The sequence below is a fragment of the Streptomyces sp. NPDC006294 genome (assembly GCF_042870895.1).
Classification (GTDB): domain Bacteria; phylum Actinomycetota; class Actinomycetes; order Streptomycetales; family Streptomycetaceae; genus Streptomyces.
On record NZ_JBIAHV010000011.1, the window covers coordinates 283,764 to 296,483 of the forward strand.

At 72.1% G+C, this 12,720-nt stretch carries 17 protein-coding genes, 2 pseudogenes and 1 riboswitch; of the genes and pseudogenes, 9 read left to right on the forward strand and 10 right to left on the reverse strand.

What is annotated here, in order from left to right:
• Positions 1-493 precede the first annotated feature (493 nt).
• From ACFYOP_RS21655 to ACFYOP_RS21670, 4 genes are all read left to right on the forward strand, one after another.
• A complete protein-coding gene (locus ACFYOP_RS21655; protein ID WP_356898855.1) occupies positions 494-796 on the forward strand; it encodes a hypothetical protein in 303 nt (100 codons plus the stop codon).
• 75 nt (positions 797-871) lie between these two features.
• A complete protein-coding gene (locus tag ACFYOP_RS21660) occupies positions 872-1,072 on the forward strand; it encodes a hypothetical protein (protein ID WP_356898856.1) in 201 nt (66 codons plus the stop codon).
• 53 nt (positions 1,073-1,125) lie between these two features.
• A complete protein-coding gene (locus ACFYOP_RS21665; RefSeq protein ID WP_356898857.1) occupies positions 1,126-1,491 on the forward strand; it encodes a hypothetical protein in 366 nt (121 codons plus the stop codon).
• Between the two features lie 48 nt (positions 1,492-1,539).
• Positions 1,540-1,866, forward strand: coding sequence for a plasmid stabilization protein (locus tag ACFYOP_RS21670; RefSeq protein ID WP_356898858.1), 327 nt, complete (start codon positions 1,540-1,542; stop codon positions 1,864-1,866).
• 114 nt (positions 1,867-1,980) lie between these two features.
• Here ACFYOP_RS21670 and ACFYOP_RS21675 read toward each other — a convergent pair whose 3' ends face one another.
• Positions 1,981-2,178 carry a DUF2795 domain-containing protein gene (locus ACFYOP_RS21675; protein ID WP_356898859.1) on the reverse strand — a complete coding sequence of 66 codons (198 nt, stop codon included), beginning with the start codon at positions 2,176-2,178 and terminating at the stop codon, positions 1,981-1,983.
• A gap of 160 nt (positions 2,179-2,338) precedes the next feature.
• Positions 2,339-2,566: a hypothetical protein gene (locus tag ACFYOP_RS21680; protein ID WP_356898860.1), complete on the reverse strand. Its 228-nt coding sequence runs from the start codon at positions 2,564-2,566 to the stop codon at positions 2,339-2,341.
• A 301-nt stretch (positions 2,567-2,867) separates the two neighbouring features.
• On the opposite strand from ACFYOP_RS21680, the gene ACFYOP_RS21685 reads away from it, so the two are divergent.
• The gene (locus ACFYOP_RS21685) at positions 2,868-3,602 is read left to right on the forward strand and encodes a lysophospholipid acyltransferase family protein (protein WP_356898861.1); all 735 of its coding nucleotides are present in this window, start codon (positions 2,868-2,870) and stop codon (positions 3,600-3,602) included.
• Between the two features lie 30 nt (positions 3,603-3,632).
• On the opposite strand, the gene ACFYOP_RS21690 is transcribed toward ACFYOP_RS21685, so the two are convergent.
• The 7 genes from ACFYOP_RS21690 to ACFYOP_RS21720 all read right to left on the reverse strand — a co-directional run bounded on the left by ACFYOP_RS21690 (position 3,633) and on the right by ACFYOP_RS21720 (position 8,997).
• Positions 3,633-4,382, reverse strand: coding sequence for an urease accessory protein UreD (locus ACFYOP_RS21690; protein ID WP_356898862.1), 750 nt, complete (start codon positions 4,380-4,382; stop codon positions 3,633-3,635).
• 4 nt (positions 4,383-4,386) lie between these two features.
• A complete protein-coding gene (ureG, locus tag ACFYOP_RS21695; RefSeq protein WP_356898863.1) occupies positions 4,387-5,064 on the reverse strand; it encodes an urease accessory protein UreG in 678 nt (225 codons plus the stop codon).
• 44 nt (positions 5,065-5,108) lie between these two features.
• A complete protein-coding gene (locus ACFYOP_RS21700; protein WP_356898864.1) occupies positions 5,109-5,771 on the reverse strand; it encodes an urease accessory UreF family protein in 663 nt (220 codons plus the stop codon).
• 64 nt (positions 5,772-5,835) lie between these two features.
• Entirely contained in the window at positions 5,836-7,557 is a 1,722-nt protein-coding gene (locus ACFYOP_RS21705; protein WP_356898865.1) for an urease subunit alpha, read from the reverse strand.
• Positions 7,550-7,861 (reverse strand): urease subunit beta, encoded by a 312-nt coding sequence (locus tag ACFYOP_RS21710; protein ID WP_356898872.1) that lies wholly within the window; start codon positions 7,859-7,861, stop codon positions 7,550-7,552. The genes ACFYOP_RS21705 and ACFYOP_RS21710 overlap by 8 nt, the downstream gene beginning before the upstream one ends.
• 14 nt (positions 7,862-7,875) lie before the next feature.
• Entirely contained in the window at positions 7,876-8,178 is a 303-nt protein-coding gene (locus ACFYOP_RS21715; RefSeq protein WP_356898866.1) for an urease subunit gamma, read from the reverse strand.
• A gap of 147 nt (positions 8,179-8,325) precedes the next feature.
• Positions 8,326-8,997, reverse strand: a complete 672-nt coding sequence (locus tag ACFYOP_RS21720) for a TetR/AcrR family transcriptional regulator (RefSeq protein WP_356898867.1) — start codon at positions 8,995-8,997, stop codon at positions 8,326-8,328.
• 101 nt (positions 8,998-9,098) lie between these two features.
• Here ACFYOP_RS21720 and ACFYOP_RS21725 point away from each other — a divergent pair, with 101 nt between their 5' ends.
• The 4 genes and pseudogenes from ACFYOP_RS21725 (at position 9,099) to ACFYOP_RS21740 (ending at position 11,893) form a co-directional block, all read left to right on the forward strand.
• Entirely contained in the window at positions 9,099-10,088 is a 990-nt protein-coding gene (locus ACFYOP_RS21725) for an ABC transporter permease (protein WP_356898868.1), read from the forward strand.
• 84 nt (positions 10,089-10,172) lie between these two features.
• A pseudogene (locus ACFYOP_RS21730) lies at positions 10,173-10,592 on the forward strand (ClpP family protease); the annotation flags it as partial.
• Positions 10,593-10,599: 7 nt separating this feature from the next.
• Positions 10,600-10,914 (forward strand): annotated as a pseudogene (locus ACFYOP_RS21735) (hypothetical protein).
• A 336-nt stretch (positions 10,915-11,250) separates the two neighbouring features.
• Positions 11,251-11,413, forward strand: a riboswitch (cyclic di-AMP (ydaO/yuaA leader).
• Positions 11,414-11,416: 3 nt separating this feature from the next.
• A complete protein-coding gene (locus tag ACFYOP_RS21740) occupies positions 11,417-11,893 on the forward strand; it encodes a C40 family peptidase (protein WP_356898869.1) in 477 nt (158 codons plus the stop codon).
• 32 nt (positions 11,894-11,925) lie between these two features.
• Here ACFYOP_RS21740 and ACFYOP_RS21745 read toward each other — a convergent pair whose 3' ends face one another.
• Positions 11,926-12,555: a LysE family translocator gene (locus ACFYOP_RS21745; RefSeq protein WP_356898870.1), complete on the reverse strand. Its 630-nt coding sequence runs from the start codon at positions 12,553-12,555 to the stop codon at positions 11,926-11,928.
• Positions 12,556-12,720 lie beyond the last annotated feature (165 nt).

Genomic DNA, 12,720 nt, shown 5'->3' on the forward strand with positions numbered 1-12,720 from the left:
TTGTCCTTGCCCCAGTCCTTGTCGGACTGGCTGTGGTTTTCGCTGCTGTACGAGGAGTCGTCCTTGTCCGAGCCGGAGGCGGCCACGGCGTGGGCGCCGGGCGCGGTGATGACGAGCGCGGCCGTCGCGGTGGCCGTGGCGAGAAGAATGCGGGCAGAGCGCATTGCGAGATCCTTTCGTCGCGACTACGTCGGCTGACATCCCGTCGGCTCATGGGTCCGTAGCGGCGACATGATCCACCGTCAGCCTGCGGGGCCCCGCTCACCACTCGGGTTGGTGCTTGCGTGGACGTCCGTCGCTCCATCAGTTCGCGACCGGTCCGCCGCAGTTCGCCGCGCCACGCCGCTCTGCCAGCGGTGTTCGACTTCCGGCACCCCTTGTGACGCCTCACACGCTCTCGGTGACGCGGAGGCCTGGCCTTGGTACGGGCGGGTGAGAGCGGTGGCGCGGCCGGGCGTGGCGGCGTGCGCTCAAGGCGGCGCACACTGGATTCATGGGTGAGTACCAGGGCGACGTGACGGTGATCGCGGACGGTGCCGAGTATCCGGCGACGGCGGACCTGCGCTCATGGGGCGAGGAGGACGCGTCCCTCCAGCCGGAAGAGGCGCCGGGGCTGACCGACTGGAACGGCAAGATCGAGATCGCTGCGGGCGAGGACGAAGCCTGGAGCGTCATGGACGCCGAGGCGCACCAGCTGCGGATGCCGGACGGCCGGACGAGCGGCTTCGTGGTGAGCCGTCGCTACTTCGGCACCGGAATCCTGTTGATCACGGGCATCGGTGAGCCGCCGTTCTGAACGGCTGCGGCCGGACGGGCGCGCCAGTTTGAACGGATTTGCGCAGGGCACTCGCGTGCACTGGAGGTGATCGCGATGCCCGAGCCCGGCAGCAAGAAGTACGACACACGACGGGCCAGGAAGCGCAAGGACGCCGAAAGCGAAGGCGTCCCGGACAGCCACGCCAACGACGAGGCCAACGCGTCGCTCCAGGAGGACCCCCAGTGGCGCAGCCGGGGCCCCAGGACCGAGCGCGGCCGTGGCCCCAAGGGGGAGCGCGAGCAGAGCGGCGACTGAGCCGGGCGCCCACTGAGAAGGATGCGAACCCCAGGATCCGGAGGGACATTCCGATGGCAGACGAAGACGCCTCGAACACCCAGGTCCCGAGCCATGACGCGCTGCCGCTTCCCGACTACGACCACCTGCCTCTGGAGGCCGTGCAGCAGCGCATCCGCGCGCTCTCCGCGGAGGAGCTCCGGCAGGTGCTGGCGTACGAGCAGGCCCACGCCTCCCGGCTCCTCGTGATGCAGACCATGGAGGCGAGACTGCAGGAGCTGGCGGCCGGCGCCAGCCCCTCGTCGGGCTCGGCCGGCAGCGTCGCGCCCGAACGGGCGGAAGCAGCGCGCGGCGGATCGAAGATCTCGCCGGAGACGGCGGGACCGCCCCAGAACCCGCCGTCGCACGGCACACCGCAGAACCCGGCGCAGCCTCGCTGAACGGGTGCGCCGGGCGTCCCCGGAGCCGATCGCACCAAGGAGGAAACCATGCCCGCAGGGTCCAGCTCCAAGCGGGAGCGTCAGTACGAGCACATCAAGGAGGGCGCGGAGAAGCGCGGGACCTCCACAGGGCGGGCGAAGGAGATCGCCGCGCGGACCGTCAACAAGGAGCGGGCCCGCTCGGGCGAGTCGAAGACCGCCAGTAAGACGTCCACCCGGGACAGGAAGTCGGCCCCCGAGCGCGGCGGCGAGCGGTCCGGATCCGGGTCGCAGGGTCCGACGAAGGACCAGCTGTACGAGGAGGCCAAGAAGAAGAACGTCGAGGGGCGCTCCTCGATGAACAAGGACGAGCTGCGCCAGGCACTCGGCCGCTGAGCCCGCGCCCGGGCGGCGGACACAGCGGAGCGGCACGGCGACCGCGTTGATGCGGTCGCCGTGCCGCCCTGCCAGAAGCCGGTCGGGCTGGTCGGGCTGGTCGGGCTGGTCGGGCTACTGGCCCTCCTCCCGGCTCACTTCCTTGTTCACGTCGGCTGGCGAGTCGTAGGTCTTCTCCGGCAGGGAGCCGAGCGCGTTCATGATCTTCTCGTCGGCTCCGTGCTGCTTGGCCTGGTCCACGATCTGCTTCTTGTCGGCGGGATAGCCGACGCCTCCCAGGGCCTTCTGCAATTCGATGGGGTTCACGTTCATGGGTGGACGGCTACCCGTGGGGGGAGGCGCGCAGCGCCGTATCCCCCCAGGTCCACACCGATGGCCTCGTACCGGGGCGGTGTACGGGTGACGCGGTACGGAGCGTCCGCCCGGCAGAGGGACACCGGCAGCGCGGTCGCGCTGCCGACGTCCCCCGTCGTCACTCTTCGTCGTCGGCCTTGCGATGGTCGGCCTTGCGGTCGTCGGCTTCTCGCGAGCGTTCATGTGCCTGGCGGCTGGTGTCGGTCCTGGGGTCGTCGTCCGCCACCGGCTCCGGGTCCTTCGCGTCCTCGGTGTGCGTGTGCTGCCCGGACTTCAGGTAGCCCTGCATCTGGTGCTTGAGCTCGTCGTCCTCGCGGGGACTCTTGGGGTTGCTTCCACGCTGCATGGCTGTCGCCTCCAGGGTTCGGGTCGTGGCCCCCTGTCGACCGCCGGGTACCCGCCGGTCCGGCGGTCGACACGCGCCGGCCCCTGTCCGGCGCGTGTCGACCGGCATGACAATGACATGGACGCGAAAAGCCGCTTTCGTCCTCGCCACCCTCGTCGGCCGCCCGGTACCGGGCTACGATCGATCACCACCCCGCACCTGGCGCGGTCGCGCGCCGCCCGACGAGACATGACGCGCCCAGATGCCGTGATCCGGCAGAACGCGGCCGCAGAGAGCCGACCCGGCAGAGTTGGAGATCCCCGTGTTCTACTACGTGCTCAAGTACGTCCTTCTCGGGCCTCTGTTGCGGTTGCTCTTCCGGCCGCGCATCGAAGGGCTTGAGCACATCCCCGCCGACGGCGCGGCGATCGTCGCGGGCAACCACCTCTCCTTCTCCGACCACTTCCTGATGCCGGCGATCATCAAGCGGCGCATCACCTTCCTCGCCAAGGCCGAGTACTTCACCGGGCCCGGCCTCAAGGGCCGGCTGACAGCGGCGTTCTTCCACAGCGCCGGGCAGATCCCGGTCGACCGATCGGGCAAGGAAGCCGGTCAGGCGGCCATCCGCGAAGGGCTCGGGGTGCTGAGCAAGGGCGAGTTGCTGGGCATCTACCCGGAGGGCACCCGGTCGCACGACGGCCGGCTGTACAAGGGCAAGGTCGGGGTGGCCGTCATGGCCCTCCGGGCCGGTGTGCCGGTGGTGCCGTGCGCGATGGTGGGGACCTTCGAGATCCAGCCGCCCGGCCAGGTGCTCCCGAAGATCAAGCGCGTCACGGTCCGGTTCGGGAAGCCGCTGGACTTCTCGCGCTACGCGGGCCTGGAGAACCAGAAGGCGGCGATCCGCGCCATCACCGACGAGATCATGTACGCGATCCTGGAGCTCTCCGGCCAGGAGTACGTCGACCGCTACGCCGCCGAGGTCAAGGCCGAGGAGCAGGAGCGCGAGCAGGAGCAGCGCGTCGCCAGGCCGACCCGGTTCCTCCGGCGGCGCGGCTGACGCCTGGTGTACGGGGGGGGCGGCCGTCGGTCAGTGCTGCGGGCCGTCGAGCAGGTCCTGCCGGGCCTCGTCGAGCACGCGGCGCAGAGTGAGTGCGTCCCGGGCGACTGCGGTGACCAGTGCGGCGGGGCCGGCGAGCGGGGTGAGCGCCGCGGTGGGCCCCAGCAGCCGGGGCCCGGGCGGCTTTTCTTCGAACGCCGCGTCCACGACGAGGAGTTGGCCGACCGCCCGGTGGCCGGCGAGCACGGCGGGGCCGTCCCAGCCGCCGGGGGCGCCGGGCCCGCAGGCGAGTCCGGTGTCGAGCAGGGGCCGGCCGGCCCGGTGGACGGTGAGGCGGGTGGTGAGCGTGCCGGATTCCTCCCCGTACCGTCCGAGGATCTGTTCCTCGCGGAGCACCAGGCGCGCGCCGGCGGCGAGGCGGACCCGGGTGTGCGTACGCAGGTCGCTGCCGCGTGCGGCGATCAACTGCTCCGGCAGCCAGCACAGTCGAGCGTCCTCGCCGACGTCCAGTGTGATGTCGTACCGGGCCGGGACGGGTTCGCGGCCCGGCAGGGCGATGGTGGCGGCGGCGGAGTCAACGGTCAGGAGCGTGCCGTCGCGGACGGTGGCTTCGACGGCGAGCCGGTCGCCGCCGAGCGGCGCGCTCATCGCGCCGACCATGGTGACCCGCAGCCCGGACCCGTGGGCCCGGGTGCGGCGCAGCGCGATCGGTCCGTCGCCGGCCAGGACGGGCAGTCCGGCGCCGTCGGCGACGATCCGGGCCGTTGCCTCGATGCCCATGGGGTCAGCCGGTCCAGGCGGCGAGCCGGGCGCGCACCCACGCGGCGACCGGGGCGACACCGTCCTCGTCGCGCAACGACGTGAAGACGACGGGGAGTTCGCCGCGCTGCTCCTTGGCGTCGCGCGCCATCCGGGCGAGGTCGGAGCCGACGTGCGGCGCGAGGTCGGTCTTGTTGACGACGAGGAGGTCGGCGGTGGTGACGCCGGGGCCGCCCTTGCGCGGGATGTCGTCGCCGCCGGCGACGTCGATGACGAAGACCTGGGCGTCGACCAGTCCCCTGGAGAACGTCGCGGTCAGGTTGTCGCCGCCCGATTCGACGAGGATCAGGTCGAGCGGGCCGACGTTGTCCTCGAGGTCCTCCACGGCTTCGAGGTTGGCGGAGATGTCGTCACGGATGGCGGTGTGCGGGCAGGCGCCGGTCTCGACGGCCTGGATGCGTTCGGGCGGCAGCACCGCGTTGCGCAGCAGGAACTCGGCGTCCTCGCGGGTGTAGATGTCGTTGGTGACGACCGCGATGGAGAACTTGTCGCGCAGCGCGGCGCACAGGGCGGCGACGGTGGCGGTCTTGCCGGAGCCCACCGGCCCGCCGAGGCCGATCCGCAGGGCCCGCCGCGTGCCGTCGGGGCGTGCGGCGTCGGCACTGACGGCCGGCGCGGTCTCGTGATGGTGGTCGAGGTGCATGGTGTGGGCTCCTTGGTACGAGGGCGGTGCGGGACCCGGCCCGGTCAGGACGCGAAGAGGCGTACCGGCCAGGCCGCGTGCTCCTCCGCGGTGATCTCCAGCAGCGGCGCGGACGCGGCGGGCAGTGCCTCGACGCCGTCCCGGGCGGCGGCCGCGGCCCGTGCCGCCACGTCGTCGGTCTCCGGCGCGAGGCGGGCGAGGACTGCGGTGGCCTGGAAGGGGTCCAGGCTCAGCAGCCGTACGGCCGCGGTCGCCGGGCCGCTGATCGTCTCGTACGCCACGCAGTGCGCGGCGTCCTCGGCGCCGAGGCCCGCGGCGCGAGCGGCCGTGCCGAGCACGACGGGCTGGTGCGTACCGCGCGGGAACCGGGCGGCGAGCGCGTCGAGCAGCGGATCCGGCCAGGTGGCACGGGCCGCGCGCATCATCTGCCGGCCGAGTCTGCGGGCCGCCGCCCGCAGGGCCGGCGAGGGGGTGCGGGCGTCGGCGGCGGCGTCGAGTTCGACCGGGTCGTGGCCGAGCGCGGCGCAGGCGGCGAGGGCCGCGGAGGTGAGGCCGGTGGTGTGCAGCCGGCCCCGGCAGAACGCGGCGAGGTCCGCCGCGTCCTTGATGCGCCCGGCCCGGACGGCCGCCTCCGCGCCGCCCGAGTGTGCGTGGCCTCCGGCGGGGAAGCGGCCGTCGGCGAGGACGAGCAGCGCGGCGCGGCTCATGCGGCGCTCCCACGGGTCGGGCCTGCAGGGGCCGCGGCGGCGGGGGTTCCGGTTCCGGTCGTCATCAGAAGAGGAAGTACCGCTGGGCCATGGGAAGTTCCGCGGCGGGCGCCGGCTCGACGGCCTCGCCGTCGATCGTCACCGTGAACGTGTCGGCGTCGACCTCCACCCGGGGCAGTGCGTCGTTCTCCCGCATGTCGGCCTTCGTCACCCGGCGGGTGCTGCGGATCGGCACGAACGCCTTGTCCAGCCGGAGCCGTTCCGGCAGGTCGTCCTCGATGGCCGCCTGCGCGACGAAGTTGACCGAGCCGCCGGCCGCCGCGCGGCCCAGCGCGCCGAACATCGGGCGTGGCAGGACGGGTTGCGGCGTGGGGATCGAGGCGTTCGCGTCGCCCATCTGGGCGTAGGCGATCTGGCCGCCCTTGATGACCAGTTGCGGCTTCACACCGAAGAACGCCGGGTCCCACAGCACGAGATCGGCGAGCTTGCCGGTCTCCACCGAGCCGATCTCGCCGTCGATGCCCTGGGCGACCGCGGGGTTGATCGTGTATTTGGCGACATAGCGACGTGCTCGGTGGTTGTCGGCGCGGCCGTCGCCGGGGAGTGCGCCCCGGCGCTTCTTCATCACGTGCGCGGTCTGCCACGTACGCATGACCACCTCGCCGATCCGGCCCATCGCCTGCGCGTCGGAGGAGATGATCGAGATCGCTCCGAGGTCGTGCAGGACGTCCTCGGCCGCGATGGTGGACGGCCGGATACGTGATTCCGCGAAGGCGAGGTCCTCGGGGACGGCCGGGTTGAGGTGGTGGCAGACCATCAGCATGTCGAGGTGCTCGTCGATGGTGTTGACGGTGTGCGGGCGGGTCGGGTTGGTCGAGCTGGGCAGTACGTACGGCTCGGAGACGACGGTGATGATGTCCGGCGCGTGCCCGCCGCCCGCGCCCTCCGTGTGGTACGCGTGGACGGTGCGGCCCGCGATGGCGGCGAGCGTGTCGCCGACGAAACCGGCCTCGTTCAACGTGTCGGTGTGGATGGCGAGTTGGGCGCCGCTCTGGTCGCAGACGCGCAGACACGCGTCGATGGCCGCGGGAGTCGCGCCCCAGTCCTCGTGGATCTTGAACCCGAGGGCCCCGCCCCGGAGTTGGGAGTGCATGGCCTCGCGTGAGGTGGTGTTGCCCTTGCCGAGCAGGCCGATGTTGACCGGGAAGCTCTCCAGCGCCTCGAACATCCGGGCGAGGTGCCAGGGGCCGGGGGTGACGGTGGTGGCCTTGGTCCCCTCCGCCGGTCCGGTGCCGCCGCCGACGAGGGTGGTGACCCCGGTGGCGAGCGCCTGCTCGACGAGGGTCGGCGAGATGAAGTGGACGTGCGCGTCGACGGCCCCGGCGGTGAGGATCTTCCCGTTGCCCGCGATGATCTCGGTCTCCGGCCCGATGACCAGCGCCGGATGGACGCCGTCCATGGTGTCGGGGTTGCCGGCCTTGCCGATGCCGCTGATCCGCCCGTCACGCAGCGCGATGTCGGCCTTCACCACGCCCCAGTGGTCGAGGATCACGGCCCCGGTGATCACGGTGTCGGGCGCGCCCTCGGCCCGTGTCGTACGGGCCTGGCCCATGGACTCGCGGATCACCTTGCCGCCGCCGAAGACCGCCTCGTCGCCCGCGCGGCCGGGGCCGCCGGAGAGGTCGTCCTCGATCTCGACGAGCAGGTCGGTGTCGGCGAGGCGGATACGGTCGCCGGTGGTGGGGCCGAACAGGTCGGCGTACACGGCGCGTCGCAGTTCAGCCATCGAGGTGTCCTCCGGTCTCTCCGCGCAGCCCCGCCACGATCCGGCGGCCGGCGAGCGGTACGAGTTCCACGTCGACGGGGACGCCCGGCTCGAAACGGACGGCGGTGCCGGCGGCGACGGCCAGCCGCATGCCGCGGGCGGCGGCGCGGTCGAAGTCGAGACCGGGGTTGGCCTCGGCGAAGTGGTAGTGGGAGCCGACCTGGACCGGGCGGTCGGCGGCGTTCACGACGGTGAGGCGGGTGGTCTCGCGGCCCTCGTTGAGGACCACCGGCCCGTCGCCGTAAAGGATCTCTCCGGGGATCATGCGCGTCACGCCCTTCAGAGGATCGGCTCGTGAACGGTCACGAGCTTGGTTCCGTCGGGGAAGGTGGCCTCCACCTGGACGTCATGGATCATCTCGGCGATGCCGTCCATGACGTCGTCCCGGGTGAGCACCTTCCGTCCGGACACCATGAGTTCGCTGACGCTGCGGCCGTCGCGGGCGCCTTCGAGGATGTGCACGGTGATGAGGGCGACGGCCTCCGGATGGTTCAGCTTCACACCGCGTGCCCTGCGCTTCTGCGCCACGTCGGCGGCCACATGGATGAGCAACCGCTCCTGCTCGTGCGGGGAGAGTCGCACGCGTCCACCTCACTGTCGTCCGGCCAACTGATCGCCGGCCGCGATGGACCGCAGCGCGCTTCAACGGCCTGTTGACTCGCGCGCGGGTGTTCCACGACCAGGCGTCGAACCTTAGGACGCGGTTTTTTCCGGCACTTTTCCGTTGCGTTAACTGATCTTCCGCTCCCCCGGCGTCTGTGGCTCCCCCGGCGTCTCCGGCTGCGGGCTCTGCGGCTCGCGCATCGACATCAGCGCGCGCAGCCCGTCCTCCAGCACCTCGACCTCCACGTTGCCGAAGAGAGCCTGCTGGGCGATGAACCCCTGGGCGGTCGCGATGAGGGTGCGGGCCACATGGTCGGGGTCGACGTCCGCCTCCATCTGCCCGGACGAACGGTAGGCACGGACGAGGTCCGCCCATGCGCCGCGCATCCGGCCGTAGCCGTCGTCGAGGACCGCGGCCAGCCGCTCGTTGCGCAGGGTCTCCGTCCACACCTGGACGATCAGCCGGGCGAATGCCTGCCGGTCGCCGCCGGGCACCTCCTCGATCAGCATCCGCCGCAGCACCCGCCCGAGGAGCACGTCTGGCGTGGGGGGCGGTGTGGTCCGCGCCGCCTCCTCGAAGGCCGAGCGGATGCTGCCGAACGCCTCGTCGGCGATGGCCGCGATCAGCTCCTCCTTGCTGCGGAAGTACCGGTACACCGCCCCGGCCGACAGTCCCGACTCACGGAGGATGTCCTGCATGGACGTGGCGTGGAAGCCGTTGCGGGAGACGCAGCGGGCGGCGCCGTCGAGGATCTGGCGGCGACGTGCGTCGAGGTGTTCCTGGGATACGCGAGCCATGGGCCAAAAGTAAAACGAACATTCATTCTTGACAAGCTCGGATCGCGGCGGGACAGTGGCGACAAGATAAAACGAACGATCCTTCTCTTCAGGGGGTTCCCATGTCCGCTGCACCTCACCGCCGCGTGATCGCGGTGATGGTCCTGGTCCCGGTCGTGGCGGCGCTGGCCCTGTGGGCCTTCGCCTGGCCGGCCGCCAGGACCGCGCCGCGCAACCTGCCCATCGGCGTCGCGGGCCCCACCGCGGCCGCGGGTCAGCTCGAGCAGCGCTTCGAAGAGCGCGGCGGCGCCTTCGACGTCCACCGCTACGAGGACGAGGCCGCCGCCAGGACCGCGATCGAGGACCGGGTCGTATACGGGGCCGTGGTCGCCGCGCCCGAGGGCCCGAAGCTGCTGATCGCCACCGGAGGCGGCCCCGCCGTCGCCCAGCTGCTGGAGCAGGCGGTGACGGCGCAGGCCCCGCCGGGCGCCGAGGTGCGGGTGACGGACCTCGCGCCCCTCCCGGCCGGCGACCCGCGGGGCAGCGCGCTCCCCGCGAGCGTCCTGCCGCTGGTCCTCGGCGGCGTCGCGGCCGGCGCGCTGGTGACCCTGCTGGGCCTGCGCGGCACCCGGGCCGCCGGTGCGCTCGCCGGCGCGGCCGTCCTGGTCGGCATCACCGCCACGGCGATCGCCCACAGCTGGCTCGGCGTGCTCGACGGCGGCTGGTGGGCGGAGGCGGGCGCGCTGAGCCTCACGGTCGCCGCGGTCGGCGCACCCGTCGCCGGGCTGGCCGCCCTGCTCGGCACGCCGGGCATCGGGGCCGGAGCCCTGGTGATGGTGCTGCTCGGCAACCCGTTCTCCGGCGCGTCGTCCGCACCGGAACTGCTCCCCGGGCCGGTCGGGGACCTCGGCCAGTGGCTGCCGCCGGGCGCGGGCGCGACACTGATGCGCTCGGTGGCGTACTTCGACGGCAGCGGCGGGGCCGCGGCACTGCTGACGCTGTCCGTATGGGCGGCCCTGGGCCTGACCGCGGTACTCGTCGCCCACCGCCGCTCCCCGGCCCCGGCCCCGGCGGGTGCGTCACCCCGCCCCTCCGCCGTCCCGGCCGCCTGACCCCGCGAACGGGCCGCGCGTCCCCGCTGTAGCGGACGGGGACGCGCGGTCTTCTGCTGTGCGGTCGCGGAGAGTCCTGGCCGCGGCGGATCGCTGAGCGCCATGGCCACCGTTTACGACACGATGCAGGTGATCACCTGCGACGTGGCGACCACCCGCCTCGGCCGGGCCGCCTCGGTCGCGACCGCGCTGCTCGCCGCCGGTGCGCCGGGGAAGCGGATGGCGCTGCCGGGTGCCCGCGTCGTGATGCAGCAGCCCTCGTACCAGGAGCCGTTGCGCGGACAGCCGTCCGATCTGGAGATCCACGCCGCCGAGTTGCTGCGGCTGCGCGAACAACTGGCCGGGATGCTCGTGCGCCACACCGGACAGACTCCGGGGCGTATCGCCGGCGACCTGGAGCGGGACAAGGTGTTCGACGCGTCGGCGGCCAGCGAGTACGGCCTGATCGATCACGTCATCGCCTCCCGCAGGAGCTCGGCCGCGCCCTCCCCCGCCGGGAGGTGAGCCGGGCATGCTGCCGCCCGAACTGCCACCGCTGCCCGCTCTCACGCGCGCCGAGGCCGAGTTCGTCGACTTTTACCTCGAAGTCCTCGACCTGGTCGGCCGGACAACCCGGCCCGCTCCCCCCACCCCTACTCGGCCCTGCGCGCCGCGCAGGCGCTGGTCGGGCGGGGGCGGGCGCACTCAAGGAGGCCCTGACGCTCATGCGCGTACGGGCGAGAGCGAGGTGTACACGCACACGCACACGCTCACCGAGGCGTTGCGCGTACCCGACGGTGAGCGCAGGGCGAAACGGGTGACCGTGCCGCCGGTTTCGAGAAGTTGACGGTCGCTCTGCTGCCGCCAACCGCCGCCCGGCCAGCGGCATTCGTCGCCCGTTCGGTGGAGCTTCGCCGAAGTTGTTGCCTCTCGTGCGACTTGCGCCACGCGGCCACCGATCTGGCGCAGTCGACTGCTTCGCCGCTGGTACGACCATGTTTCCGGGTCACGGGAAAAGCGGCCCGACAGTCCTGCCCACCCGAAAGGGCCAGTCGTGATCAGCTTCACAAAAGCCGTTTCAACTCGGAAACCGGACATGGGTGGGTAACGATCCGTGGGACGACAAGCCCCCGTCACCTCGACGGGGCGGTCCGGGCGGACGCTGAGTCCTGCCGCCGCGCCGGACGTCTGGTCGACGGAAGTGCATCGGCAGGAGTGGAGGACCCGAGCAGTACGGCGTGACCGGCTCCCGGACACGCCTTGGGGTGAAGCCGCTTCGGCGGCCGGGCGTCTTCGCCGGTCCGAACCCGACAGGTCACCCTTCACAGGCGGCTGACGAAGGGTTGCGCATGACTGCGCAGATTCATCTCCCGCTCCTCTTCTCCCGGGCGGGCGCCGTATCGGCACTGACGATCGCCGCCGTGGGCGGCACACTCCTCGCCCCGGGCGGCGCCACGCCGGCCCACGCGATCAGCAGCCACGCGAGCAAGGCGCTCAAGGTGGCGGCGTCGAAGCAGGGATCGCCGTACCGGTACGGCGCCACGGGCCCCAACCGCTTCGACTGCTCCGGGCTGACGCTCTACTCGTACCAGAAGGCCGGGAAGATACTGCCCCGGACCGCACAGCAGCAGTACAACCGGACCCGGCACATCTCCGCCTCCGACCGCCGGCACGGTGACCTGGTGTTCTTCCATTCCGGCGGTGCCGTGTACCACGTGGGGATCTACGCCGGGAACGGCAGGATCTGGCACTCGCCGAAGACCGGGGACGTGGTCCGCCTGGCCAAGATCTGGACGCGGAGCGTCAAGTACGGCCGGGTGCGCTGACACCCCGGCAGTTCCCTCGCGGTGGCGCGCTGTCAGTGCGCCGTCGACTGGACCAGCAGCGTCGCGCCGAGCACGGTCAGCGCACCGCCGGACGCGCCCTCGACGGCGCGGGCGGTGCGCGGCCTGCGCAGCCACCGGCCGAGCCGGTCGACCAGCAGCGCCACTACCGGGAACCAGATCAGCGCCAGCAGCACGACGATGCCCGCCAGCAGCAGGGTGCGCGGCAGCACCGCGGCGCCGTCGGGAACGAACTGCGGAAGCAGGCTCAGAAAGAGCACCGGCGCCTTCGGGTTGAGCACGTTGGTGAGGAAGCCCTGCCGCAGGCCCCGTCCGACGCCGCTCACGGTCGCGCCCTCGAGCTCGGGGGCGTCCGGCCGCGCACGGAGCGCGGTCCGCAGCGCGCGGACGCCCAGGTACAGCACGTACGCGCCGCCGGCGATCTGCAGCGTCCGGTACAGCAGGGGCACCGTCGCGAGGAGGGCCGCGAGCCCCGCGACGGCCAGCGCCGTGTGGACGAGCAGACCGGCCGCGACGCCCACCGCGCAGGCGACGCCGGCGTGCCGCGAGGTGATCGCGTTGCGTACGACGACGGTGAAGTCCGCTCCGGGCATGGCGACCATGCCCGCGGCGACCCCGAGGAAGGCGATCAGCTGTACGTCCATGGCCCCAGACTGGACCGTCCGGGGCCTTAACGAGTACGTGCAATCCTTGCAGGCAGGTCTGAAGCAACGCTTAACCTCCGCTTTTCAGTTGGGATGATGAGACGTCGCTGGTCGTCAGCTTTCGGGTAGGGGACGCGGTTTCGGTGCTTGGGCATGGTGAGGGCC

Bases quoted from the DNA above. Each gene is read 5' to 3' on its own strand.
- ACFYOP_RS21655 (WP_356898855.1), top strand. From the start codon at position 494: ATGGGTGAGTACCAGGGCGACGTGACGGTGATCGCGGACGGTGCCGAG.
- ACFYOP_RS21660 (WP_356898856.1), top strand. From the start codon at position 872: ATGCCCGAGCCCGGCAGCAAGAAGTACGACACACGACGGGCCAGGAAG.
- ACFYOP_RS21665 (WP_356898857.1), top strand. From the start codon at position 1,126: ATGGCAGACGAAGACGCCTCGAACACCCAGGTCCCGAGCCATGACGCG.
- ACFYOP_RS21670 (WP_356898858.1), top strand. From the start codon at position 1,540: ATGCCCGCAGGGTCCAGCTCCAAGCGGGAGCGTCAGTACGAGCACATC.
- ACFYOP_RS21675 (WP_356898859.1), bottom strand. From the start codon at position 2,178: ATGAACGTGAACCCCATCGAATTGCAGAAGGCCCTGGGAGGCGTCGGC.
- ACFYOP_RS21680 (WP_356898860.1), bottom strand. From the start codon at position 2,566: ATGCAGCGTGGAAGCAACCCCAAGAGTCCCCGCGAGGACGACGAGCTC.
- ACFYOP_RS21690 (WP_356898862.1), bottom strand. From the start codon at position 4,382: ATGGGCATCGAGGCAACGGCCCGGATCGTCGCCGACGGCGCCGGACTG.
- ureG (WP_356898863.1), bottom strand. From the start codon at position 5,064: ATGCACCTCGACCACCATCACGAGACCGCGCCGGCCGTCAGTGCCGAC.
- ACFYOP_RS21700 (WP_356898864.1), bottom strand. From the start codon at position 5,771: ATGAGCCGCGCCGCGCTGCTCGTCCTCGCCGACGGCCGCTTCCCCGCC.
- ACFYOP_RS21705 (WP_356898865.1), bottom strand. From the start codon at position 7,557: ATGGCTGAACTGCGACGCGCCGTGTACGCCGACCTGTTCGGCCCCACC.
- ACFYOP_RS21710 (WP_356898872.1), bottom strand. From the start codon at position 7,861: ATGATCCCCGGAGAGATCCTTTACGGCGACGGGCCGGTGGTCCTCAAC.
- ACFYOP_RS21720 (WP_356898867.1), bottom strand. From the start codon at position 8,997: ATGGCTCGCGTATCCCAGGAACACCTCGACGCACGTCGCCGCCAGATC.
- ACFYOP_RS21725 (WP_356898868.1), top strand. From the start codon at position 9,099: ATGTCCGCTGCACCTCACCGCCGCGTGATCGCGGTGATGGTCCTGGTC.
- ACFYOP_RS21740 (WP_356898869.1), top strand. From the start codon at position 11,417: ATGACTGCGCAGATTCATCTCCCGCTCCTCTTCTCCCGGGCGGGCGCC.
- ACFYOP_RS21745 (WP_356898870.1), bottom strand. From the start codon at position 12,555: ATGGACGTACAGCTGATCGCCTTCCTCGGGGTCGCCGCGGGCATGGTC.